Genomic DNA, 24066 nt, shown 5'->3' with positions numbered 1-24066 from the left:
AAATCTGTTCTCCATTTTGGCGACAAAATAAACACACTGATGTTGTATTCAGATACGCTTTTCTCCTTCCTTTCATCGTGAACGCTGCTATTGTCATCACCTATTATTCATTTGGTATGAGTTGACACCGACGTATGTTTATCTGGTTTCTGGCCGCCGCTTCTGACGTAATTTCTCTCCTGAAAAAAAAGGGAATGGCAGGTTTTTTTACGTTTGTGATATGCGTTGCATTGTTTCTTTTCTCCTTCCCCGGTCATGCTGCCAGTAATGATATTCCGGGCCGTAATGAAGTTCAAAACCAGCTTGATGCGTTAAATCGCCAAAAAAACCTGACGCCGGTCGATAAGCTATCGCAACAGGATTTGATCCACACGCTGGAATACCTTGATGCGCTCGATCGGGTGAAACAGGAAGTTAATCAGCTGCAAAAACAGGTCGCAGAAGCACCGCAGAAGTTACGGGTGGCGATGGATGGCCTCGAGCAAATCAAAAACAACCCCAAAGATGACGTCAACAAAGCGCAACTTGGCGCTTTATCGCTGCGTCAGCTGGAAAATCGTCTTAACGATACCCTCGATGATCTTCAGTCTTCTCAGGAAGATTTATCCACATTCAATACCCAGCTGATTTCCCTGCAAACCCAGCCGGAACGCGTGCAGAACGCGATGTACACCTATTCGCTGGCTATCCAGAAAATCCGCAATCAGCTCAATGGCATGTCGCCTGGTCAGCAAGATTTACGAACTACTCAGCAAAATATGCTCGTGACGCAGCAGGCTTTGCTGACTGCGCAGATTGATCTGCAACGTAAGAGCCTCGAGGCCAACACTACGTTACAGGATTTACTGCAAAAACAACGCGATTACACCAATGCGCACATCAGCCAGCTGGAACATACCGCGCAGCTGTTGCAGGAAGTGGTCAACGGAAAACGGCTGATTTTGTCTGAACGCACGGCAAAAGAAGCACAGACCCCGGACGACACCTCGGACATCCAAAATGATCCGCTTGTTGCGCAGGAACTGGGGATTAACCGCCAGCTCAGTGAACGCCTGATTGCCGCCACGGAAGAGGGCAACCAACTGGTGCAGAAAAACATCACGGTGAAAAACTGGCTCGACCGTTCGGCGCAGGCTGAGCATGACCTCAAAGAGCAAATCACTGTACTGAAAGGCAGTTTATTGCTGTCGCGCATTTTGTATCAGCAACAACAAAATACCATCCCGCCTTCCGGCCTGATAACGGACATGAGCACGCACATTGCCGATCTGCGTCTCGAACAGTTCAAGATCAATCAGCAGCGTGATGCCTTATTCCAGGGCGACAGCTACATTCAGGGCGTAGTGGCCAACAGCAAAGAGACGATTAACGGCGATATCAGTGATGCACTGGATCAGATTGTCGACATGCGACGTGAGCTACTTGATCAACTGAATAAACAGCTCGGTAATCAGCTGTCGCTGGCCATCAGTTTGCAGATTAACCAGCAACAATTGCTGAGCATCAACCAGTCGCTGACCGAAACGCTGACCCAGCAAATTTTTTGGGTGAGCAGCAATAAACCGATGAACTGGGAGTTCATCAAGTCATTGCCAGATGAAGTGAAAAATCAGCTGAGCAGCCTGCATGTCAGTATTCCGCCGGGTGAGCTGATGCTGGGTGCACTGCATTCCCTGCCGGTGACCATTCCGCTGTTAACCGTAATTTTGTTGCTGCTGTGGCGCAGGAAATATATTAACCAGCGGATTGAAATGTTGAGCAATGATGTCGGACAGCTCAAGCGGGACAGCCAATTGCATACGCCGCAGGCGCTGGCATTAATGGCGCTGAATGTTTTGCCCGGCGTCCTGCTGATGCTCGGCATCGGCTACTGGCTTTCAGTGTGTGATATCGAGCCGAGTGATTTCTTCTGGACACTGGCGCAACGGTTGGCGGTTTTCCAGCTGGTGATGGGCTTTTGTTATCGAATTCTCAAACCGGGCGGCATAAATGAACGGCACTTCAATACGCCGGCGGCCACTTGTGCTCACTATCGTCGTTCTGTCATTCGTCTGAGTCTGGTGATGTTACCGCTGATTTTCTGGTCGGTACGCGGTGAGAAAGCGCCGCTCGGGCTGGTGGATGACATCATCGGTCAGGTCGTGATTTTCCTGACGATGCTAGCCCTGACTGTTCTGGTTTTCCCGATTGCGCGCGATGGCTGGCGTGAAAAAGATTCGCACAGTATTCGGCTGGTGGTGGTGACGGCGATTGCCCTGGCACCGATTTTCTTCGTCGGATTGGTGGTCAGCGGGTATTTTTACACCACGTTGCGACTGGCAGGTCGCTGGATTGACAGCCTGTATCTGCTGATTTTCTGGAACATTGCCTATCTTGCGGCATTGCGCGGACTCAGTGTTGCCGCGCGGCGCCTGGCTTATCGCCGAGCGCTGGCGCGTCGCCAGACCATAGCGGCGAAAGATGGCCCGGAGGGCAACGAGCCAGTCGAAGAGCCGCAGATCGGGTTGGATCAGATCAACCAGCAGTCATTACGCCTGACCACGATGGGCCTGTTCTTTATCTTCGCGACAGTGTTTTACTGGATTTGGTCGGATTTGCTGACGGTGATTTCGTATCTGGACAGCATTACCTTGTGGCATTACTCCAGCACGGTGGCGGGCGCGGTCATTCAGCAAACGGTGACGCTGGGGAATTTCCTGCTCGGTTTCCTCGCGGTGATTGTGGCGTATGTATTAACGCGAAATTTGCCGGGATTGCTTGAGGTTGTCGTGTTGTCGCGGCTGCAATTGCGGCAGGGGACGTCCTACGCCATTACGACCATTCTGACCTATTCGATTACGGTGATTGGCGCAGTGACAGCGCTCGGATCGCTCGGTGTCTCGTGGGATAAATTGCAATGGCTGGTGGCCGCGCTGTCGGTGGGGCTGGGCTTTGGTTTGCAGGAGATCTTCGCGAACTTTGTTTCAGGGCTGATCATTCTCTTCGAACGCCCGGTGCGTATTGGCGATACCGTGACCATCGGGACATTCTCAGGCACCGTCAGCCGCATTCGTATCCGTGCGACTACGATTATCGATTTCGACCGCAAAGAAGTGATCATCCCGAATAAAGCGTTTGTGACCGAGCGGCTGATCAACTGGTCGTTGAGCGACACCGTCACCCGCGTGTTGATCAAACTCGGCGTGGCGTATGGTTCCGATCTCGACAAAGTGAAAGAGATCTTATTGCAGGCGGCGCATGAAAATGCCCGTGTGATGAGTGACCCCGCGCCATTGGTGTTCTTCCTGAATTTCGGGGCCAGCACGCTCGATCACGAACTGCGAGTGTATGTGCGTGAGCTGGGGGATCGCAGTTATACCGTGGATGAACTTAACCGCAGCATTGATAAGCTTTGCCGCGAAAACGGCATTAATATCGCGTTCAATCAGCTGGAGGTGTATCTGCATAATCAGGACGGCAGTGAAGTGCAGGAAGTGAAACGTGTAATGCGACAACCGGGCGATGAACCGGATGCATTGCCACAGAGCTGAGAAATTCGGTGCCATTCAGGGGAAATTGACGGGTTCCCCTGAAGCAGGCAGCCGGTCAGCTTAAAGGTAACTGATCGAAAGCGTACTCTTACTGTTTTTCAACTTTTCCTGATAATCGCGTTGTACGATTTCCAGCGCCGCAAGCGCGGTTTCAGGGGCAATTTCATTGCACTCAAGCAGGTAAATCAAATCGACAGCAAGCTGAAGTTCGGGGGGCGCATTTTCTACGGACATATAGGCCAACATTATGATTAGCAGGTTTTGGACTTACTATTATAGATAAGAAAAGGTCCGGCCTGAATGCCGGATTAAAAAAATGTGATAAAGATTCAAAAACCTTTTTCCTGCCGCTCGATTTGTCTCTCTATTTTGGCCAGCGCCTGACGACAACGCATTAAACGTCCTTCGAGCGCCGCCAGTTCCTTCTGCACCCGCTGCTGATCGCTGAATGTCGCCAGCTGACCCAGCGTGGTTTCCCGATCTTCAATCATCGCAATCAGACGTCGCTCGAACTGCTGAGTTTCCGCCAGTTTGGTGTAATTATCATGGCTTTTGCGTTCCGGTGTCTGGTGCGTTTTGCGCAGAGACTGGGTCGCCAGTTCGCGCTGCATGGCGGTAATTTGTGCCACCAGCCGTTCGGCGATAAACGCCACCTGCGCAGAGCGTTTTTCGAGTACTTCCTGATTCAGTTGCCGCAAATTGGTTTTAATTTCTGCCAGATAATCGCGCAACCGGGTGCCTTTGGTTGAGAAAAGTGCGACATCAAACCGTGCCTGTGAGGCGGAAACATGGCCGATCGGTTCAATTTCCCGAGCCAGTGTTTCGATCTGCTGATCGAGGACATGTAAAATTCGTTCTGTGCTCACGATAATCTCCCTTAAACTCTGGCGTAGCTTACCGGTATGACAGCCTCTGCGCACTTGTTTACACTGAGAAACCGTAAATCGGCTATGCAGCCTGTTTTAAGCTGAAGGAAATGCATGAAACGCGTACTACTGATTACCGTTGGCTGGTTGTGTGTGGTGCTGGCGACGCTCGGCGTGGTGTTACCGTTGTTGCCGACAACCCCCTTTTTACTGCTGGCGGCCTGGTGCTTTGCCCGGTCCTCACCCCGTTTCCATCAGTGGTTATTGTACCGCTCATGGTTTGGCAGCTATCTGCGCCACTGGCAGACACATCGCGCGTTACCGAAAGGTGTAAAACCGAAAGCGGTTGCGCTGATTGTGGTGACTTTCGCGATTTCGATTTATTTCGTACCATTATGGTGGGTGCGTATTTTATTGGTTTGCATGATGTTTTCGCTGCTGATCATGATGTGGCGATTACCTGTGGTTGACCTTGAGCAATAAAACAGGCGATCATGTCCGGCTGCGGGTTGCTTTTTAAAGCAGCTTTGCATAGATTTGGGCATCTCGTACGTCGGTGCGCTCCCAATTTCCTTCCTTGAACGACATGCTTTATACAGGCATGGCGGGGGACATTTGACCGCCCGCGTTTAAGTATGAACAGCAGCTTTATCAGGCAATTACATTATGACCGCTACCGCACAGCAGCTACAGTTTATTAAAGACAGTATCAAAACCATCCCTGACTATCCTAAGCCAGGCATACTGTTCCGTGACGTCACCAGCTTGCTGGAAGACCCAAAAGCTTACGCTGCAAGCATTCAGTTACTGGCCGACCGTTACCGCGATGCTGGCGTCACCAAAGTGGTGGGCACTGAAGCACGAGGTTTCCTGTTTGGCGCACCGGTTGCGCTGGTTCTGGGCGTGGGGTTTGTTCCCGTGCGTAAACCGGGCAAATTACCGCGTGAAACCATCAGCGAAACCTACGATCTTGAATACGGCACTGACAGTCTTGAAATCCACGTTGATGCGATTCAACCTGGCGAAAAAATTCTGGTGATCGACGATTTGCTGGCAACAGGCGGCACGATTGAAGCCACCGCGAAACTGATCCGTCGTCTGGGGGGAGAAGTGACTGATGCTGCATTCATCATTAACCTGCCGGAACTGGGCGGTGAAAAACGCCTGAACGATTCAAATATCAACTGCTACAGCCTGGTCTGTTTCGACGGCCACTGATTCATGCGCGTTGATGTGAACTGGCCTCGCCGTTAACGCGAGGCCTTTTGCTTTCTGCGCCGTTATTTCCCTCTTTCTTCTGCCCAGACCACCATTATTTTATCGTCACCTTGCTGACGGCTGAAGGCATAATATTGCGCCGTCAGCTGCGATTTCTGCACGCCTGCGCCAACCGCCGGATGTTGTTCCCTGAAAGTTCCCAGTTTTTGCCAATGCTTCAGTAAAGCCTGTTTCGGGCCGGTCAGCTCACTCCAGTTCATGTCAGAACGCGTTCCCTGTAAAGGATCTGAACCCGTCGCGCCAAACTGGCGACCACTTTCATCGCCGTAATAAATCTGCACCGCGCCGGGTGCCAGTAGCAACAAATCTGCGGCGCGCTGCTGTAACGGTAGAGAACCTTTGGCATCGGCAGCGAAAAACAGCCGGGTATCATGCGATGACAAATAACTGAGGACATTGAAATCCTGCATTTTCTCCGCCATCTGCTGATAAGTTGCATCGATGCTGGCAAAACAACTCAGCGCCGCCGCGGCCTGATCCTGAAAATCAAAATTAATCATTGCGTCAAAACCATTGGCGTAATAATCGCTTTTCATCACGCCGTGGCCCCATGCCTCGCCGGTCATCCAGAATGGTGCGCCATCCAGTGCCTTTGCAGGATTGGCCGTTTTCCATTGTTTCAGGGCTTCGGCTGAACGGTCTTTGAGTAATGCCAGTGTCGCTTTTTCGACGTGTTTGGCGGTATCCACACGGAATCCGTCTATGCCGTAATCCCGCACCCACTGACTGAGCCAGGTGACCAGATAATCACGCGGTGTTGCACCGGGAATTTCACGTGCGGCCGTATCGGGTTTGTTGCGATAGAAAACGGGCAGGCCGCTGGCTTGCGTCGATTCCGTTTTAATATCCGGCAGGAAGGCCAATGACATCGTCAGATCGTCATAACCGGGCGAGTCATAGTCACCAATGTCGGTGCGGATCCATTTTTTCCCCCACCAGGTGCTCCAGCCCTCTTTGTCGCCGAAATTAATATAATCATTAAAGCTGTGCCAGTTCTGGCCTGGACCGGGCTTCCAGTCAGTCCAGCTTTTGCCGAGTGTTTTTCCGATGTCATCACCTTTCAGATATAACGAGCCGAACTGGAAGGTTTGCATGTCTGCCAGCGTGGCGTAGCCGGTGTGATTGACGACAACATCAAATAAAATGCGGATCCCACGTTTGTGCGCTTCGCTGACCAGTTTCTGTAAATCTTCGCCGGTGCCCATATTGGCATCGAGTTTTGTCCAGTCGAGCGTGTAATAGCCGTGATAGGCATAATGCGGGAAGTCGCCTTTGGTGCCGCCGCCGACCCAACCGTGGATCTGCTCGAGCGGCGAACTGATCCAAAGTGCGTTAACGCCGAGCTGTTGCAGATAGTCGAGTTTGCTGGTCAGCCCGGCCAGATCACCGCCGTGGAAAGTGCCGATTTCCTGCATTCCGTCACTGTGACGGCCATAGCTGTGATCGTTATCCGGATTGCCGTTTTCAAAGCGATCGGTCAGTACGAAATACACTGTGGCGTTTTTCCAGCTAAACGCCGCGGGCGCTTTGCGCTCTGCTGTTTCCAGTAACAACAGGCCGCCGCTGGCCGGATCCGGCATCATGGTGATGTGGCCGCCGCTGACCTGTGTGCTCTGACCAGAATAAAAATCGCGAACAGTTTCACCCTCAGCAAAAGTGCCGGAGACATCGACGGTCAGCGGTTTTCCATCTCCACGCGGACAGGTTTTCGCCACCGGGGCGACGGTCTCCTCCGCCGTTTTCAAACTGAGCTGAAGCGTGGGTGTGCCGCTGCGGGTATCAATTCGAACCTGATAATCCCCCGCGCGGAACAGTTTCCAGTTAGCCGGCACGTGGCTTTCACAAGGTTGCAGCGACAGCATTTCGTTAAGCTTTACCGCGCCCGTGGGTTGCCAGCACTGATTATCCTGATGTAATTCCAGTGTGCGTTGTCCCTTAGGTAATGTGGCGTGGCTGGTGAATATTCCGCTGACCGGTTCGGCGAAACCGGGGAAGCCTTGCAGCGTCCAGTCGGCCTGTGCGGCGGGAGAAATGAGCAATAATAAAGGCAGTGTCAGGTGTTTCATGGCTCTCCTTACGAAAGGCAGAAAGCATTATCAGAACAGAGGTGAATTTAAGTGTAATGAGTGGGCAAAATTTGCCCTCATCCCGTGAGGCGAATTGTCAGGAGGAGGAGGAAGGTGGAGAAACTGCGGCGCGCTGCGCAAAAAGTAAAGTAATAGGAATGATGGCGACCCTGCTGGTACACTAAGAAGTGGCAGTCTGGCTCCGGCATCATTATGCTGAGTCTTCAGTCTCCGTTTCGCAGACCAGCGCAGAAAGACGGGTTAAACGATGTTTTTTCGTGTATCGTCAAATTATTCATTATAAATCAACGATGAAGTGTTAATGAGCTATCAGGTTCTTGCCCGTAAGTGGCGCCCCCAAACTTTTGCCGACGTCGTCGGACAGGAACATGTGCTGACCGCGCTGGCCAATGGCTTGTCGCTCGGGCGCATCCATCACGCCTACCTGTTTTCCGGTACCCGTGGCGTAGGGAAAACCACCATCGCCCGTCTGCTGGCGAAAGGCCTTAACTGCGAAACTGGCATTACCTCCACCCCTTGTGGCGTGTGTGATAACTGCCGCGAGATCGAGCAGGGCCGTTTTGTCGATCTGATTGAAATCGATGCCGCTTCCCGTACCAAAGTCGAAGACACCCGTGAGCTGCTGGATAACGTGCAATATGCACCGGCGCGGGGCCGCTTCAAAGTTTACCTGATTGACGAAGTGCACATGCTCTCGCGTCACAGTTTTAATGCGCTGTTGAAAACGCTGGAAGAGCCGCCCGCACACGTCAAATTCCTGCTGGCAACGACGGATCCGCAAAAACTGCCGGTCACCATTTTATCGCGTTGTTTGCAGTTCCATCTCAAAGCGCTGGACGCTGAACAGATCCGTAAACAGCTCGAACATGTATTAACCCAGGAAACCATTACCACGGAACCGCGCGCTTTACAGCTGCTTTCGCGCGCTGCCGACGGCAGTATGCGTGATGCGCTGAGCCTGACCGATCAGGCGATCGCGATGGGGCAGGGCGCGGTGACGACCGAAACCGTGGCACAAATGCTCGGTACACTGGATGACGAACAACCGCTGGCAATGCTGGAAGCGCTGGTCAGCGCCGATGGCGGACAGATGATGGCGCAGGTCGAACAGGCCGCGTCCCGTGGCGTGGACTGGGAAAATTTGCTGGTGGAAACGCTGGCGTTGCTGCACCGCATTGCAATGGTTCAGTTGTTACCGTCGGTTCTCGATAATCATTACGCGGCGATTGAACAACGCCTGCGCGAACTGGCGCGTGTCATTCCGCCTGCAGACGTACAGCTTTATTATCAGACCTTACTGATTGGCCGCAAAGAGCTGGCCTATGCGCCGGACAAACGTATGGGTGTTGAAATGACGCTGCTGCGCGCGCTGGCCTTCCATCCGAAAGTGATTATTGCTGAACCGGCTCCCCAGCCAGTCGCAGCCCCAGCTTATGTGGCGCCGCAGGCTCCATCACAACCGGCGGCACCGCGTAACGCACCGCCGCAACAAAACGATAATGCGCCTGCACCGCAGGGAAATGCAGAACCGGCGTCAATGCCGGATTCCACCGCGCAACTTTTACAGGCACGAACACAATTGCTCAGGCAGGGGAGTACCACCCCAAAAAAAGCTGAGCCGGCAGCGCCAGGAAAAGCGCGGCCGGCAACCTCAGCACTGGAGCGTCTCGCTTCGGTGACTGAGCGTGCGCAGACATTGGCTGTGAAGAAAGAACCTGCCGCGCCGATAAAAGAAGAAGCGTATCGCTGGAAAGCGATGATGGAACCGGAAGTCGCACCGGAACCGGTGGCGACACCGAAAGCGCTGCGCACCGCGCTGGAACATGAAAAATCGCCGGAACTGGCTTCCCGCCTGGCGGAAGAAGCGATTGAACGTGATGAATGGGCGGCTGAGATCAGCCGGATGACCATTCCGAAACTGGTGCAGCAACTGGCGCTGAATGCGTATCGTGAGCAGCCGGAACCAGGCAAAATCTGCCTGCACCTGCGTTCCTCGCAAAAGCACCTGAATTCGCCGTCCGCGCAGAAAGTGCTGACGGATGCTTTATCGGCATTGCATCAGACGCCGGTTGAACTGACCGTGCTGGAAGATGATAATCTGGCGGTGAAGACGCCGCTGGAATGGCGACAGGCCATTTATGAAGAAAAACTGGCGCAGGCGCGTCAGTCTATTATTGCGGATAACAACATTCAGACTTTGCGCCGTTTCTTCGACGCTGAGCTGGATGAGGAAAGTATCCGCCCAATTTAAACGCCGCGATTGTGACGCGGCCATTGCTGAGAGAGAAGACTATGTTTGGAAAAGGCGGCATTGGTAACCTGATGAAACAGGCCCAGCAAATGCAGGAAAAAATGCAACAGGCTCAGGCGGAAATCGCTCAGCTGGAAGTGACCGGTGAGTCAGGCGCTGGCCTGGTGAAAATCACCATCAACGGTGCGCACAACGTGCGTCGCGTTGAAATCGATCCAAGCCTGCTGGAAGACGATAAAGACATGCTGGAAGATCTGATCGCTGCGGCGTTCAACGATGCTGCACGTCGTATCGATGAAACTCAGAAAGAAAAAATGGCAGCCGTATCTGGCGGCATGCAATTGCCACCAGGCTTCAAGATGCCATTCTGATGCAAACCAGCCCTCTCCTTGAATCTTTAATGGAGGCGTTGCGTTGCCTGCCGGGCGTCGGCCCGAAGTCCGCGCAACGTATGGCATTCCAGTTGCTGCAACGTGATCGCAGCGGCGGAATGCGGCTGGCGCAGTCTTTAACGCGTGCCATGTCTGAGATCGGCCATTGTGCCGATTGCCGTACCTTCACCGAGCAGGAAATCTGTACGATTTGCGCCAATCCACGGCGTAAAGAAAACGGTCAGGTTTGTGTGGTGGAAAGCCCGGCGGACATTCATGCGATAGAACAAACCGGTCAGTTCTCTGGTCGCTATTTTGTGCTGATGGGACACCTGTCACCACTCGATGGCATCGGGCCGGACGACATCGGTTTAGGCCGTCTGGAAGAGCGTCTTGAAAGTGAAAATATTCAGGAAGTGATCCTGGCGACTAACCCGACGGTTGAAGGTGAAGCGACCGCCAACTACATCGCTGAAATGTGCGGCCAGTATGGCGTACTGGCTAGCCGCATTGCGCACGGTGTGCCGGTCGGAGGCGAACTGGATATGGTCGACGGCACCACGCTGTCGCATTCCCTTGCCGGACGTCATCCCTTTCGGTTCTGACTGTTATGCGGGCGCGGTTCTCTGCGCCCCGTTTTATTCAGCTATCCCTCTGCATTTCTTCTTAAAATTTTCTCCCTGTGCTTGAAAAGCCTGACACGTAACCCCACTTATTCCTCAACGTCTGATTTGGTCAATAACAGTATCTGGATTGAGGTAATTTGATGAGTATGAAAGGACAAGAGACACGCGGATTCCAGTCTGAAGTAAAACAACTGCTTCATCTGATGATCCATTCCCTGTATTCAAACAAAGAAATTTTCCTGCGCGAGCTGATTTCCAACGCCTCAGATGCCGCTGATAAACTGCGTTTCCGCGCATTGTCTGCGCCTGAACTTTATGAAGGTGATGGCGAGCTGCATGTCCGTCTGGCATTTGATAAAGAAAAACGCACCCTGACGCTGAGTGATAACGGTATCGGCATGAGCCGTGACGAAGTTATCGATAACCTCGGTACCATCGCCAAATCCGGCACCAAAGCGTTCCTGCAATCTGTCGGTTCTGAGCAGGCGAAAGACAGCCAGTTGATTGGTCAGTTTGGTGTGGGCTTCTACTCTGCCTTTATCGTGGCAGACAAAGTCACCGTGCGCACCCGCGCAGCCGGTGCCAGTGCTGAAGAAGGCGTATTCTGGGAATCTGCCGGTGAAGGTGAGTACACCCTGGCGGATGTCGAGAAAGCCGATCGCGGGACTGAAATTACCCTGCATTTGCGCGAAGATCAGGACGAATTCCTGGATGACTGGCGCGTGCGCTCCATCATCAGTAAATATTCCGACCATATTGCGTTGCCGGTTGAAGTCGAAACCCGTAACGAAGAAGACGACACCGTAACCTGGGAACAAATCAACAAGGCACAGGCCCTGTGGACCCGCGGTAAAGCGGAAGTCACCGACGACGAATATAAAGAATTCTACAAACACATTTCCCATGATTTCAGCGATCCGCTGAGCTGGAGCCACAACCGCGTTGAAGGTAAGCAGGAATACACCAGCCTGCTGTACATCCCTTCACAGGCACCGTGGGATATGTGGAACCGCGACCATAAACACGGCCTGAAACTGTATGTTCAGCGCGTGTTTATCATGGACGAAGCCGAGCAGTTCATGCCGAACTACCTGCGTTTTGTTCGTGGTCTGATAGATTCCAACGATCTGCCGCTGAACGTGTCCCGTGAAATTCTGCAGGACAGCCGCATCACCCAGAACCTGCGCAGTGCGCTGACCAAACGTGTTCTGCAAATGCTGGAAAAACTGGCGAAAGACGACAACGAAAAATACCTGCAATTCTGGAAACAGTTTGGTCTGGTATTGAAAGAAGGTCCGGCAGAAGACGGTGCGAACAAAGAAGCGATCGCCAAACTGCTGCGTTTCGCCAGCACCCGCAACGACAGCAGCGAGCAGACGTTGTCGCTGGAAGAGTATGTAGCGTCGATGGTTGAAGGCCAGGACAAAATTTATTACATCACTGCCGACAGCTATGCGGCCGCGAAGAGCAGCCCGCATCTGGAATTGTTCCGCAAAAAAGGCATTGAAGTCCTGTTGCTGTCTGACCGTATCGACGAATGGATGATGAGCTATCTGACTGAGTTTGATGGCAAAGTCTTCCAGTCCGTCAGCAAGGCCGACGACACACTGGACAAACTGGCTGACGAAAGCGAAGAGCAGAAAGAAGCCGAAAAAGCGCTGGAGCCGTTCGTTGAGCGCGTGAAAACGCTGCTGGGCGATCGTGTGAAAGAAGTGCGTCTGACGCACCGTCTGACTGACACGCCAGCCATCGTTACCACCGGTGCCGACGAAATGACCACGCAGATGGCAAAACTGTTTGCCGCTGCCGGTCAGGATGCGCCGGAAGTGAAATACATCTTTGAGCTGAACCCGGAACACGCGCTGGTGAAACGTGCTTCTGATGTGGCTGATGAAGATCAGTTCAGCGAGTGGATTGAGCTGCTGCTGGATCAGGCGCTGTTCGCAGAACGCGGCACGCTGGAAGATCCAAACCTGTTCATCCGTCGCATGAATACGCTGTTACAGGCGTAATCAGCTGGCGTAAAACGAAAAGGGTGTCGTGAAAGCGACACCCTTTTTTATTGCTTTGCTTCTTCCCGTTTCCATTCCCTGAAAGCCTGTGAGTAAAGTTCAGCAATCATGCCGGTAGCGTGATGTTCTCGCTGGTCGTGGTCCCGCAAACTGGCGGGTGGAACGACGGATGGCGCAGGCTTAACCCCAATTTCAGCAGGGCTTGTTCCTTGAGCAAAAGTGCTCAGAATGGTATGGTTGACCGTTTTTCGAGATTCATAAAAATTACATGCAAGGGGATTTACGCAATGCGTATCATTCTGCTGGGCGCTCCGGGCGCAGGTAAGGGTACTCAGGCTCAATTCATCATGGAGAAATTTGGTATTCCGCAAATTTCTACCGGTGATATGTTGCGCGCCGCTGTGAAGGCCGGAAGTGAACTCGGCAAGAAAGCAAAAGAGATTATGGATGCCGGTAAACTGGTAACCGACGAACTGGTTATCGCACTGGTGAAAGAACGTATTCAGCAGGAAGATTGCCGCAACGGTTTCCTGTTAGACGGTTTCCCTCGTACCATTCCGCAGGCTGATGCCATGAAAGACGCGGGCATCAAAGTGGATTACGTGCTGGAATTCGACGTGCCTGACGAACTGATCGTCGATCGCATCGTAGGTCGTCGCGTACACCCTGGCTCTGGCCGCGTGTACCACATCCATTACAATCCACCTAAAGTGGAAGGTAAAGACGATGTCACCGGCGAAGAACTGATCACCCGTAAAGATGATCAGGAAGAAACCGTGCGTAAACGTCTGGTGGAATACCATGAGCTGACTGAGCCGCTGGTGTCCTACTACAGCAAAGAAGCTGAAGCGGGCAATACCAGGTACGTCAAAATTGACGGTACACAACAGGTCTCTGCAGTGCGTGACGAACTGGCTGCTATTCTGAGCTGATCGTCTGTTCTGCGCACTATCACGGGGTGACTACGGTCGCCCCGTTTGTTTTTTTAGGGACTCCATTTCCAATACCCAAAATAATTCGAGCGGCGGCAAGCGAGCGTGACGGGGATTAATAATAACAATTCGCATTGATAGTTTCTGCCGTTGTTCCCATCGTCTTTGTTTTCGTTACAATGACCTGCGCCTCTTTGCCGCAGCACAAATAAACGGTGGCGCCCATAACTTTTCGCACTGGCTTCAGTGCCTTCAATTTAGGAAATTCAGCATGACGCAGACCAAATTCGGTGTTCTCCTGGTCAACCTCGGGACGCCGGAAGCTCCGACCCCGCAGGCCGTTAGAAAATATCTGGCTGAATTTTTGAGTGATATCCGTGTGGTTGATACCCCCCGCTGGCTGTGGTGGCCGATCCTGAATTTGGTGATCCTGCCGCTGCGTTCCCCGCGCGTGTCCAAACTGTATAAAGCCGTGTGGATGGAAGAGGGCTCACCGCTGATGGTTTACAGCCGTCGTCAGCAGAAAGCGCTGGCAGAACGCCTGCCGGGTACGCCGGTTGAACTGGCGATGAGTTACGGCAAGCCGGGCATGAAAGAACCGATTGAAAAACTGCTGGCGCAGGGCGTGACCAAAATGGTGGTGCTGCCGCTGTATCCGCAATACTCTTGCTCAACCAGCGCCGCGGTATTTGACGGCGTGGCGCGTGTGCTGAAATCGCAGCGTCGCCTGCCTTCAATGAGCTTTATCCGTGATTACGCCACGCATCCGGCTTATATTTCCGCGCTGAAAGCCAGCATCGAACGTTCGTTCGCTCAGCATGGCGAACCGGACCGCCTGGTGTTGTCCTTCCACGGCATTCCAAAGCGTTTCGTCGCGCAGGGTGATGACTACGAACAGCGTTGCCGGGATACAGTGCAGGCGCTGACCGATGCGCTGCAACTGCCTGCGGGCAAAATTATGCTGACCTTCCAGTCCCGCTTTGGTCGCGAACCATGGCTGACGCCTTACACCGATGAAACGCTGAAAGGCCTTCCGGATCAGGGAGTTAAGCATATTCAGATCCTCTGCCCGGGCTTTGCGGCAGACTGTCTGGAGACACTGGAGGAAATCAAAGGCGAGAACCGCGAGATTTTTATTCATGCAGGCGGCGAGCGCTTCGAATATATTGACGCCTTAAACGACCAGCCGGAACATATTGATTTGCTGCAACAGCTGGTCACTCAGCACTTCTGACTGAAGCCTGAGTTTTTTGAATCTCCCGAGAATAATGCATGAAATTTCCTGGTAAACGTAAGTCCAAACACTATTTTCCGGTCAGCGCACGCGACCCTTTATTGCGTGATTCTATGTTGCAGGCAATGCAGCCGGAGTCAGAAGCCGGTGCCTCGTACATCGCCGGCATTGACCAGACGATGGTCGATATCGAAGCGCGTGTTGATGAGAATTTTGTTGCCCGCTACGGGCTGACGCCCGGTGAATCCAATATTCTTGATGATGAGATGTCGGAAACGCTGTATCAGGAACTGATGAGCAACGCCCTGATCACGCACCAGTTTGCGGGCGGCACGGTCGGTAACACACTGCACAACTATTCCGTGCTGGCCGATGACCGTTCGGTGCTGCTCGGCGTGATGTGTAATAACGTTAAAATTGGCGATTATGCTTACCGTTATCTTTGCAACACCTCCAGCCGCGTAGATCTTAACTTCCTGCAGGGCGTGGATGGCGCGATAGGTCGTTGCTTTACGCTGATCAGCGATACCGGCGAGCGCACCTTTGCCATCAGTCCGGGCAAAATGAACGGTCTGCGTGCGGAAAATGTGCCGGAAGATGTGATAGCAGGAGCCTCCGCGCTGTTACTGACCTCGTATTTGCTGCGCAGCAAGCCGGGCGAACCGATGCCGGAAGCTACCATGCAGGCGATTGAGTACGCGAAGAAGTACCATGTGCCGGTGGTCTTAACATTGGGCACACAATACGTTATCGCCGAAGATCCGCAGGCATGGCGTGATTTCATCCGTGATAACGTGTCGATTCTGGCGATGAACGAAGATGAAGGTTTTGCGCTGACTGGCCTGAAAGATCCGCTGATGGCGGCGGATAAGGCGCTGGACTGGGTCGATCTGGTGTTGTGTACCGCCGGGCCGAACGGCCTGTTTATGGCGAGTTATACCGAAGACGAATTCAAACGCACCACCCAGCATCCGCTGCTGCCGGGGACGATTGCCGAATTCAATCAGTACGAATTCAGCCGCGCGATGCGTCGTGACTGTTGTCAGCAACCGTTGAAGATTTATTCCCACATCGCGCCGTATATGGGCGGGCCGGAGAAAATCATGAACACCAACGGAGCGGGGGACGGGGCATTATCGGCGCTGCTGCATGATATCGCCGCCAACGGTTTCCACCGGACTTCTGTGCCGAATTCCAGCAAACATTCCCGCGAGTATCTGACCTATTCCTCGCTGGCGCAGGTGTGTAAATACGCCAACCGCGTCAGCTATCAGGTGCTGAACCAGCATTCTCCGCGTCTGACGCGTGGCCTGCCGGAACGTGAAGACAGCCTGGAAGAGAGTTACTGGGAGCGCTAGGGAGTCAGGCGGCTGTCAACATTTTGATGAAAATCAGAAGGGCGTTGAGATAGAAGCCATTTTTTATAAAGCCACTTAAGCGGGCGCAGTGATGAACTGCGCCCTTATTTTTTTAATCACTAACAGATGATCAGAACGGGCAAAACGGCCGCTTTTCGTCTTCGGTCATAATATCGATTTGCAGCATACTCAGCATGCTGTTGGCGATTTCCCGCTCGCCCATCACCACGCGATCCGCACCGCGCTCCAGGATATAGGTGACTTCATCGTCATAATGCGCACGGGCGATAATTTCGATATTTGGCCGCTTGACACGGGCTGATGCGACGATTTCACCGGCTTCATAACCGTTGGGAATGGTCACCAGCAGCCAGCGGGCGCAGTCGAGACGCGCCAGATCCATCACTTCCTGATTGGCGGCATTGCCGAGCACCGTACTAATGCCCTGATCGCGCAGCGCCTCGACACGCGGACGCGAATTTTCAATCACCACCAGCGGGATCCCCGCAGCCTGAAGTTTCTCGCCGAGCAGACTGCCGACGCGTCCGTAACCCACCAGCAGTGCGTGATTGCACAAATCGAACGGGATTTGCTTCTCGTCTTCAACCGCTTCTTCAACGCTCTGGTCTTCGATGGTTTCCGTTTTCGCCAGATATTTTTCCAGCAGCGTGAACAGCAGCGGGTTAAACATAATCGACAGAATTGCCCCCGCCAGCACCAGATTACGGCCATGTTCAGACAGCAGTCCCAGCGAAATCCCCAGACCGGCGAGAATAAAGGCGAATTCGCCGATCTGCGCCAGACTGACGGAAATCGTCAGCGCGGTGCGTTTAGAATGCCCGAACATCTTCACCAGCAGGAATGCGGCAATGGATTTACCGAACACGATAATCGCCAGCGTGGCGATCACGGTCAGCGGTTCACGCACCAGAATCATCGGGTCGAATAGCATGCCAACCGAGACGAAGAACAGCACCGCGAAGGCATCGCGCAGTGGTAACGTGTCGTGCGCCGCACGCTGGCTGAGTTCGGATTCATTGAGCACCATACCGGCGAAGAACGCGCCCAGCGCGAACGACACATCAAAGAATTCCACGGCGCCGTAAGCGATGCCCAGCGCCAGTGCCAGAACTGACAGCGTAAACAGTTCACGTGAACCGGTGCTGGCGGTTTTGGCGAGGATCCACGGCACTACACGGCGGCCCACCACCATCATCAGCACCATAAACGCGATCACTTTACCAATCGTCACGGCAAGCCCGGTGAGCAGTTCTACCGGGCTGGAGTGATGGCTTTCCAGCATGCCGCTGAACGCAGGCAGCAGAACCAGCGTCAGCACCATCACCAGGTCTTCAACAATCAGCCAGCCGATGGCGATTTGGCCGCGCTGGCTTTCAATCAGTTGCCGTTCTTCCAGCGCCCGCAGCAACACCACGGTACTGGCGGTGGACAGACACAGCCCGAACACCAGTCCGGTGGCCAGATCCCAGCCCATCAGGCTTGATAATCCCATTCCAAGCAGTGTTGCAACCGCGATTTGCGCTACAGCGCCGGGAATGGCTATCGACTTTACGGCGAGTAAATCTTTCAGAGAAAAATGCAAACCTACGCCAAACATCAGCAGGATGACGCCGATTTCTGCCAGCTCCGGTGCCAGTGAAGTGTCTGCAACGAAGCCCGGTGTAAACGGACCGGCCAGCACGCCAGCAGCGAGATAGCCAACCAGAGGAGAAATTCGCAGGCGGTTGGCGAGCATTCCTAACAGGAACGCTAAGACCAGACCGCCAACGATGGTAGTGATGAGAGGCGTAGAATGATGCATTCAGACTCCTTCTGGTTATGCATAAAGCAAATATGTTGCTGATTGTTTCTAAGTTTATGGTAAAAATCGTTTTCACGTTGGGGAATTTTGGCCTTTTTTATTTAAAATCATCAGCAGACGATAAAAAAAATTCCAACGCGGGATTTAAATGGGTTTTATCAGGCAGATATCAAGGGAATAAGGGTTCAGACGCTGCCGATATTTAACTATCGGCAGCCGGGAAGGAAAGGTTAAGGGCTATTTGCGTTCTATATTTGGCAGGAATGCTGTCAGGATCCCGAGCAACGGCAGGAAGGCACAAATCTGATACACCAGCTCGATACTGGTTTTATCGGCCACATAGCCGAGCACCGCGGCGCCCAGCCCGCCCATACCAAAGGCCAGCCCAAAGAACAGGCCCGACACCATGCCGACTTTCCCTGGCATCAGCTCCTGCGCAAACACCAGAATCGCCGAAAATGCTGAGGCGAGGATCACGCCGATAATCACGCTCAGTACGCTGGTCCACATCAGACTGGCGTGCGGCAAAAGTAGCGTAAATGGCGCGACGCCGAGAATTGAAGCCCAAATGACGTATTTGCGCCCAATCTTATCACCCACCGGCCCGCCGATAATGGTGCCCGCAGCCACTGCAAACAGAAAAACAAACAGATGGATTTGTGCGCTTTGCACCGATACACCAAATTTATGGATCAGGTAAAAGGTGTAATAGCTGCTCAGGCTGGTCAGGTAGAAGTACTTGGAAAATATCAGGATCAGCAAAATACCCAGTGACATCGCCACCGTTTTACGTGGCAACAGGGTCACATGACTTTTCACCGGCCCGCGCGTTTTGGCGATCAGGTTTTGCTGGCGATACCATTTACTGATTTGCAGTAACACCACAATGCCGAGCAGCGCAGCCAGTGAGAACCACGCAACATTGCCTTTACCGTAAGGCGCAATAATCAGTGCAGCCAGCAGCGGGCCGAGGGAAGCGCCGAAATTACCGCCCACCTGGAACAGCGATTGCGCCAGCCCGTGACGACCGCCGGAAGCCATGCGTGCCACGCGCGAAGACTCAGGGTGGAAAACCGAAGAACCCGTCCCGACCAGCGCCGCCGCCAGCAGCACGACAGGGAAACTCTGCGCCACAGCCAGCAGCAGCAGCCCGGAGAGCGTAAAGCCCATGCCGACCGGCAAAGAATAGGGTTGCGGATGTTTGTCGGTGTAATAGCCGATCAGCGGCTGCAACAGTGATGCGGTGATCTGATACGTCAGCGTGATCAGCCCGATCTGTGTGAAGCTCAGGGAAAACTCGTTTTGCAGCAACGGATAAATCGCCAGTATCAGCGACTGGATCATGTCATTAAGCAGGTGAGAAACGCTGATCGCCGCCAGAATAGAAAACGCAGTCTTTTTGACTGCGTCTTTCTGCGGGCTGGCTGGCGTTGACGTCGTGTCTGTCATAGCAGAGGAAGCCTTCTTATTGTAGAGGTGCAGAGTACCGGCCTGTCAGCTGATTTTCGCGATCTCAGCAAACTGACCTTTCAGTAAGCGACAAAGATCACCTGCCGCCAGTTCAATATCAAGGCCGCGTTTACCGCCTGAAACATAAATGGTATTGAACGTCTGCGCCGGGCTGTCGATCACCGTGGGCAGCAGCTTTTTCTGTCCGAGGGGACTGATGCCACCGACCAGATAACCGGTAACGCGTTGTGCAATCATAGGATCCGCCATATCGGCTTTTTTCGCCCCCAGCGCTTTCGCGACTTTTTTTAAGTCCAGTTGGGATGCCACCGGCGTGACCGCCACGGCCAGATTTTTAGCATCGCCATTCAACGAAACCAGCAGGGTTTTATAAACCTGACGGGCGTCCAGACCGAGTTTTTTTACGGCTTCATCGCCAAAATTGGTTTCATCGCTGCTGTGTTCATACGGATGAAGGGTGAAGCTGACTTTATTCTTTTCCAGGAGTAATACGGCAGGGGTCATAGCCTGTCTCCTCTGTTTTATTTTATGTTGTTGTTCGAAATTTCATCACCTGTTCAATCTGATGAAATTAAACAATAAAGTGCACTTAATAAGCGAAGGAGAAATAGTAGAGCAATGAATGGTTATTGCCAAGACCCAACACAGATTGCTACCCTGTGCCAGCCGGTGTTGCGCCTGTAAAGGCTGACACTGAAGCTATAACTAATAAAATGAAATTCCTCTTTGACTGGCCGATAGAAATATCGGCCATTTTTTTAATCTCCGTCATCCTTCAGGCTATCTCTTCTTTGCGAGTAATTCCGGCAGATTCCCTTCGCCATACAAATGCAGCGCACCTACTGCGACCACATAGTTTCCCGCCGGGAGATCCAGCAACAGTTGTTTCCAGCGAATGTTTCGCTGATTCATCAGGATATCGTACAAATCGCTGCTGAAAGTGTTAGGCAATTGCTCGGTCGCCAGCCCCGGTTTGGTATCCAGCCACCAGCTGATCATGGTTTGCAGCAAGCGGGCATTGGTGTGCCAGTGCGTCAGGGTATCTTCCAGCAGCGTGAGTCCGCCATCTGGCAACTGCTGCAATAATTCGAACTGTTCCTGCGGACCTTCCAGCTCGATGATTTTCGTCCCCTGCTTTTTGGCGGTCTGCAACAGCTGATAATCAATGCCGTAATTTCCGCGCAACCCGAGGCGCTGCGCCTGCGTGGCCTGCAACATCAGTGCCACCTGCCACGAGGGCAGCGGATTGAGCGTCCACATGGATACGCCCAGTTCTTCGCATAAACGTTCGACGTGCAGATACTGGGATTCGGGCAGACGTTCGGCCAGCGGCGGAAATTCGCCGGTCATGCTGAAGGGAGATTCCGTGCCGCTGATATCGGCTTCGACAATCAGTGCATCGGCTTTTTGCAGGCGGCGCAACAGGGGGGCGGGCAGGGGGTGCATGTCCTGCGTGCCCATATGAATGCTGCCGACCAGATGCAGGGAGCGGTTGCCGGGAAGCTGAATATCAATGGCGGGATAAGAATACTCGACGGGAAACAACTTGCGGAACCCGCTTAATACCCGGTTGAAAAAATGCGCCATAGTGCATGGTCTCCCGAAAAATGAGAGACCATGCTAACGCGTCATCGTTTTAGCGAACAGGGGAAACGTCTTGTTTTTTCGGCTTAAAGTGCAACAGGCGATTTGCGTTAGCGACGACGGTAATGGATGACAGTGCCATCGCTGCACCTGCCACGACCGGGCTGAGCAAGGTACCGGTCAGCGGATAAAGCACACCGGCCGCAACGGGAATGCCAATCACGTTATAGATAAAAGCGCCCAGCAGGTTCTGCTTCATGTTACGCAGCGTCGCCTGAGACATCGCCAGCGCATCGGCGACACCGTGCAGACTCGGACGCATCAGGGTAATGGCCGCTGTTTCGATCGCCACATCGCTGCCTCCGCCCATCGCAATCCCGACATCGGCCTGCGCCAGTGCCGGGGCATCATTAATGCCGTCGCCGATCATGGCGACCTGCTGGCCTTTGTCCTGCAACGCTTTAATGGCATCGGCTTTGCCTTCGGGACGCACACCGGCAATCACTTTATCGATTCCTGCTTGTGCGGCAATTGCCTGAGCGGTACGCGGATTGTCGCCGGTCAGCATCACCAGCTGATACCCAAGCTGATGCAGACGTTGTAAGGCGCTGACGCTGTCTTCACGTAATGGGTCACGCAGCGCGAACAGCGCCGCCAGTTGTCCGTTTGCCGCCAGCAATACCGGCGTCGCGCCTTCGCCTGCCATGCTTTCCAGCAGAGTGTTGGCATCCACGGTATCCACGCCATTTTCCTGCATCAGCGCCTGATTACCCAGTAATAACGCCGTACCGTCAACATCGCCGCGTAAACCCAGACCGCCAAGGGTACGGAAATTCAGCACGTCAGGAATGTCCAGCCCGCCAGCTTTTTCAACAATCGCCTGCGCCAGCGGGTGGTGCGAGCCTTTTTCCAGCGCGGCGGCAAAGCGCAGCGCCTGCTGTTCACGGATACCGCCAAAGGTGTATGTATCCGTCACTTTCGGCTGGCCTTCCGTCAGCGTCCCGGTTTTATCAAATACCAGCGTGGTGAGGGTACTGGCTTTTTGCAGCGCATCGGCATCACGCACCAGTACGCCGAATTCCGCCGCACGGCCGACGCCCGCGGTAACCGACATCGGCGTCGCTAATCCCAGCGCACAAGGACAGGCGATAATCAGCACGGTAGTGACGATCACCAGCGTATACATCAGTTGTGGCTGCGGACCAAAGAAGTACCAGATTGCGCCACTGAACAAAGCAATCAGCACCACGGCGGGCACGAAGACAGAAGATATTTTATCTGCCAGCTTACCGATTTCAGGCTTGCTGCTCTGGGCTTCGCGCACCAGTTTGATGATCCGCGAAAGGGTCGTCTGGCTGCCGATAGCGTCAGCGCGGAACAGCACGCTGCCGTCTTTGACCAGCGTCCCCGCATGCACTTTTTCACCCTGGGATTTCTGCTGTGGGATGGGTTCGCCGGTCAGCATAGCTTCATCCATCCAGGCTTCGCCGCTTTGAATTTCACCGTCAACCGGCACACGATCACCGGTGGTGAGCCGCAGCGTCATGCCTTGCTGTATTTCAGCCAGCGGCAGGGTTTTTTCGCCTTCTGCGGTGACAACGCGTGCGGTCGGTGGGGTCAGATCCAGCAAGCGTTCGAGTGCTTTTGATGAACGCTGACGTCCGCGTTGTTCCAGCGCGTGACCCAGATTAATCAGGCCAATAATCATCACGCTGGCTTCATAGTAAAGATGGCGCGCCTGCATCGGGAACGCGTCCGGCCACAGGCTGACAGCGAAGGAGAAAATCCACGCTGCGCCGGTACCGAGTGACACCAGCGTGTCCATATTCGCGCTGCCGTGCATCAGGTTTTTCCATGCACTGCGGTAAAAATGCCCGCCAGCGACAATCATAATCAGCAATGTCAGCAGGCCGATAATCAGCCAGCCGGTCTGATTACCGGCGGTGACCATCATTTCGCCGCCGAACAATCCCCATAACATCATCGGGATACCGGCAGCCAGGCCGAGCGCTGCCTGCCAGCTAAAGCGGATCATGCTTTTGCGTGAGGTTTGTTGCTGGCGCTCACGGCGTTCGGTTTCGTCGATAATAATTTCAGCGCCATAACCGGCACGTTCAACGGCGGCAATCAGTGCGTTTTGATCAGCTTTGCCGCTGACCAGCGCACTGCGTTCCGCCAGATTGACCCGTGCCCGCTCGACACCATTCACGCCTTCCAGCGCCCGCTGCACTTTACTGACACAACTGGCGCAGCTCATGCCGCTGAGCAATAATTGCACGCTGTCATCAGCGGCTTGCGGGGCGTGAGTCTCAGCCGGAACAGGTGACGCAGCCGCTGACAGGGGTTCCGGCAAAACACTCGCCTTATCGGTCAGCGGCTCAGATTTTGGGGATGTATCTCCTGCAACCTGCGCGTCGTAGCCGGCGTTCACTACGGCGTCGATCAGGCTCTGGCTGCTGGCATCGCCTTTGACGATGGCTTTATCCAGAGAGACTTCTACAGAGGTGGTGCCTTCAACCGCTTCCAGCGCTTTCCGCGTTGAAGCGACACAGTGCCCGCAGGACAAGCCTTGCAGGGATAATACGGTAGTCGTCATGATGAATTTCCTTTTTGCCTTGACCTGATTGTCAAATTTCACTAGTTAT

The 24066-nt window shown here is 53.6% G+C and carries 18 protein-coding genes and 1 other annotated feature; of the genes, 10 read left to right on the top strand and 8 right to left on the bottom strand.

Translation table 11 applies throughout. The features are described from left to right. Positions 1 to 134: 134 nt before the first annotated feature. Positions 135 to 3530 (top strand): mechanosensitive channel MscK, encoded by a 3396-nt coding sequence (mscK, locus tag GW591_RS11470; protein ID WP_166860607.1) that lies wholly within the window; start codon positions 135 to 137, stop codon positions 3528 to 3530. A gap of 60 nt (positions 3531 to 3590) precedes the next feature. On the opposite strand, the gene rsmS is transcribed toward mscK, so the two are convergent. Then, positions 3591 to 3764 carry a pleiotropic regulatory protein RsmS gene (gene rsmS, locus GW591_RS11465; protein WP_015690305.1) on the bottom strand — a complete coding sequence of 58 codons (174 nt, stop codon included), beginning with the start codon at positions 3762 to 3764 and terminating at the stop codon, positions 3591 to 3593. 95 nt (positions 3765 to 3859) lie between these two features. Continuing rightward, complete coding sequence (gene priC, locus GW591_RS11460) at positions 3860 to 4396, bottom strand: primosomal replication protein PriC (protein ID WP_013576604.1); 537 nt, start codon at positions 4394 to 4396, stop codon at positions 3860 to 3862. Positions 4397 to 4510: 114 nt separating this feature from the next. On the opposite strand from priC, the gene GW591_RS11455 reads away from it, so the two are divergent. After that, positions 4511 to 4879 carry a DUF454 family protein gene (locus GW591_RS11455; protein ID WP_121019778.1) on the top strand — a complete coding sequence of 123 codons (369 nt, stop codon included), beginning with the start codon at positions 4511 to 4513 and terminating at the stop codon, positions 4877 to 4879. A gap of 183 nt (positions 4880 to 5062) precedes the next feature. Next, positions 5063 to 5614, top strand: coding sequence for an adenine phosphoribosyltransferase (apt, locus tag GW591_RS11450; RefSeq protein ID WP_013576602.1), 552 nt, complete (start codon positions 5063 to 5065; stop codon positions 5612 to 5614). 62 nt (positions 5615 to 5676) lie between these two features. On the opposite strand, the gene GW591_RS11445 is transcribed toward apt, so the two are convergent. Continuing rightward, positions 5677 to 7740, bottom strand: a complete 2064-nt coding sequence (locus GW591_RS11445; protein WP_166860605.1) for an alpha-amylase — start codon at positions 7738 to 7740, stop codon at positions 5677 to 5679. Positions 7741 to 8062: 322 nt separating this feature from the next. Between GW591_RS11445 and dnaX the strand changes: the two genes are divergently transcribed. From dnaX to GW591_RS11410, 7 genes are all read left to right on the top strand, one after another. Continuing rightward, on the top strand, positions 8063 to 10012 hold the full coding sequence (dnaX, locus tag GW591_RS11440) for a DNA polymerase III subunit gamma/tau (RefSeq protein ID WP_013576600.1): 1950 nt from the start codon (positions 8063 to 8065) through the stop codon (positions 10010 to 10012). Continuing rightward, positions 9348 to 9412 (top strand) — a sequence feature (DnaX frameshifting element). It overlaps the preceding gene by 65 nt. 41 nt (positions 10013 to 10053) lie before the next feature. Then, positions 10054 to 10383 (top strand): YbaB/EbfC family nucleoid-associated protein, encoded by a 330-nt coding sequence (locus tag GW591_RS11435; RefSeq protein ID WP_013576599.1) that lies wholly within the window; start codon positions 10054 to 10056, stop codon positions 10381 to 10383. Next, positions 10383 to 10988: a recombination mediator RecR gene (gene recR / locus GW591_RS11430; protein WP_013576598.1), complete on the top strand. Its 606-nt coding sequence runs from the start codon at positions 10383 to 10385 to the stop codon at positions 10986 to 10988. Before GW591_RS11435 ends, recR begins: the two co-directional genes overlap by 1 nt. A gap of 167 nt (positions 10989 to 11155) precedes the next feature. Beyond that, positions 11156 to 13021, top strand: coding sequence for a molecular chaperone HtpG (gene htpG, locus GW591_RS11425; protein WP_166860717.1), 1866 nt, complete (start codon positions 11156 to 11158; stop codon positions 13019 to 13021). A 287-nt stretch (positions 13022 to 13308) separates the two neighbouring features. Further along, on the top strand, positions 13309 to 13953 hold the full coding sequence (adk, locus tag GW591_RS11420) for an adenylate kinase (RefSeq protein ID WP_013576596.1): 645 nt from the start codon (positions 13309 to 13311) through the stop codon (positions 13951 to 13953). Positions 13954 to 14224: 271 nt separating this feature from the next. Continuing rightward, positions 14225 to 15187, top strand: coding sequence for a ferrochelatase (hemH, locus tag GW591_RS11415; protein ID WP_013576595.1), 963 nt, complete (start codon positions 14225 to 14227; stop codon positions 15185 to 15187). Positions 15188 to 15225: 38 nt separating this feature from the next. Then, positions 15226 to 16545 carry an inosine/guanosine kinase gene (locus GW591_RS11410; RefSeq protein WP_037036883.1) on the top strand — a complete coding sequence of 440 codons (1320 nt, stop codon included), beginning with the start codon at positions 15226 to 15228 and terminating at the stop codon, positions 16543 to 16545. 130 nt (positions 16546 to 16675) lie between these two features. On the opposite strand, the gene ybaL is transcribed toward GW591_RS11410, so the two are convergent. The 5 genes from ybaL to copA all read right to left on the bottom strand — a co-directional run bounded on the left by ybaL (position 16676) and on the right by copA (position 24017). Next, positions 16676 to 18367, bottom strand: a complete 1692-nt coding sequence (gene ybaL / locus GW591_RS11405; RefSeq protein WP_126125075.1) for a YbaL family putative K(+) efflux transporter — start codon at positions 18365 to 18367, stop codon at positions 16676 to 16678. 237 nt (positions 18368 to 18604) lie between these two features. Continuing rightward, positions 18605 to 19816 carry an MFS transporter gene (locus GW591_RS11400; RefSeq protein ID WP_037036886.1) on the bottom strand — a complete coding sequence of 404 codons (1212 nt, stop codon included), beginning with the start codon at positions 19814 to 19816 and terminating at the stop codon, positions 18605 to 18607. A gap of 45 nt (positions 19817 to 19861) precedes the next feature. Further along, positions 19862 to 20341: a Cys-tRNA(Pro)/Cys-tRNA(Cys) deacylase YbaK gene (gene ybaK, locus GW591_RS11395; protein ID WP_013576591.1), complete on the bottom strand. Its 480-nt coding sequence runs from the start codon at positions 20339 to 20341 to the stop codon at positions 19862 to 19864. Positions 20342 to 20617: 276 nt separating this feature from the next. Then, positions 20618 to 21424 carry a TraB/GumN family protein gene (locus GW591_RS11390; protein WP_013576590.1) on the bottom strand — a complete coding sequence of 269 codons (807 nt, stop codon included), beginning with the start codon at positions 21422 to 21424 and terminating at the stop codon, positions 20618 to 20620. A gap of 49 nt (positions 21425 to 21473) precedes the next feature. Further along, positions 21474 to 24017: a copper-exporting P-type ATPase CopA gene (gene copA, locus GW591_RS11385; protein ID WP_126125074.1), complete on the bottom strand. Its 2544-nt coding sequence runs from the start codon at positions 24015 to 24017 to the stop codon at positions 21474 to 21476. Between the last annotated feature and the right edge of the window lie 49 nt (positions 24018 to 24066).

This window comes from Rahnella aceris (assembly GCF_011684115.1).
Taxonomy (GTDB): domain Bacteria; phylum Pseudomonadota; class Gammaproteobacteria; order Enterobacterales; family Enterobacteriaceae; genus Rahnella; species Rahnella aceris.
Note: the sequence above shows the minus strand (reverse complement) of the source record. Positions and strands in the feature narration are given on the sequence as shown.

Excerpts from the sequence above, each read along its gene's own strand:
- htpG (WP_166860717.1), top strand. The coding sequence starts at position 11,156 with ATGAAAGGACAAGAGACACGCGGATTCCAGTCTGAAGTAAAACAACTG.
- GW591_RS11390 (WP_013576590.1), bottom strand. The coding sequence starts at position 21,424 with ATGGCGCATTTTTTCAACCGGGTATTAAGCGGGTTCCGCAAGTTGTTT.
- GW591_RS11410 (WP_037036883.1), top strand. The coding sequence starts at position 15,226 with ATGAAATTTCCTGGTAAACGTAAGTCCAAACACTATTTTCCGGTCAGC.
- adk (WP_013576596.1), top strand. The coding sequence starts at position 13,309 with ATGCGTATCATTCTGCTGGGCGCTCCGGGCGCAGGTAAGGGTACTCAG.
- dnaX (WP_013576600.1), top strand. The coding sequence starts at position 8,063 with ATGAGCTATCAGGTTCTTGCCCGTAAGTGGCGCCCCCAAACTTTTGCC.
- hemH (WP_013576595.1), top strand. The coding sequence starts at position 14,225 with ATGACGCAGACCAAATTCGGTGTTCTCCTGGTCAACCTCGGGACGCCG.
- rsmS (WP_015690305.1), bottom strand. The coding sequence starts at position 3,764 with ATGTCCGTAGAAAATGCGCCCCCCGAACTTCAGCTTGCTGTCGATTTG.
- GW591_RS11435 (WP_013576599.1), top strand. The coding sequence starts at position 10,054 with ATGTTTGGAAAAGGCGGCATTGGTAACCTGATGAAACAGGCCCAGCAA.
- ybaL (WP_126125075.1), bottom strand. The coding sequence starts at position 18,367 with ATGCATCATTCTACGCCTCTCATCACTACCATCGTTGGCGGTCTGGTC.
- GW591_RS11455 (WP_121019778.1), top strand. The coding sequence starts at position 4,511 with ATGAAACGCGTACTACTGATTACCGTTGGCTGGTTGTGTGTGGTGCTG.
- mscK (WP_166860607.1), top strand. The coding sequence starts at position 135 with ATGTTTATCTGGTTTCTGGCCGCCGCTTCTGACGTAATTTCTCTCCTG.
- ybaK (WP_013576591.1), bottom strand. The coding sequence starts at position 20,341 with ATGACCCCTGCCGTATTACTCCTGGAAAAGAATAAAGTCAGCTTCACC.
- recR (WP_013576598.1), top strand. The coding sequence starts at position 10,383 with ATGCAAACCAGCCCTCTCCTTGAATCTTTAATGGAGGCGTTGCGTTGC.
- GW591_RS11445 (WP_166860605.1), bottom strand. The coding sequence starts at position 7,740 with ATGAAACACCTGACACTGCCTTTATTATTGCTCATTTCTCCCGCCGCA.
- apt (WP_013576602.1), top strand. The coding sequence starts at position 5,063 with ATGACCGCTACCGCACAGCAGCTACAGTTTATTAAAGACAGTATCAAA.
- GW591_RS11400 (WP_037036886.1), bottom strand. The coding sequence starts at position 19,816 with ATGACAGACACGACGTCAACGCCAGCCAGCCCGCAGAAAGACGCAGTC.
- copA (WP_126125074.1), bottom strand. The coding sequence starts at position 24,017 with ATGACGACTACCGTATTATCCCTGCAAGGCTTGTCCTGCGGGCACTGT.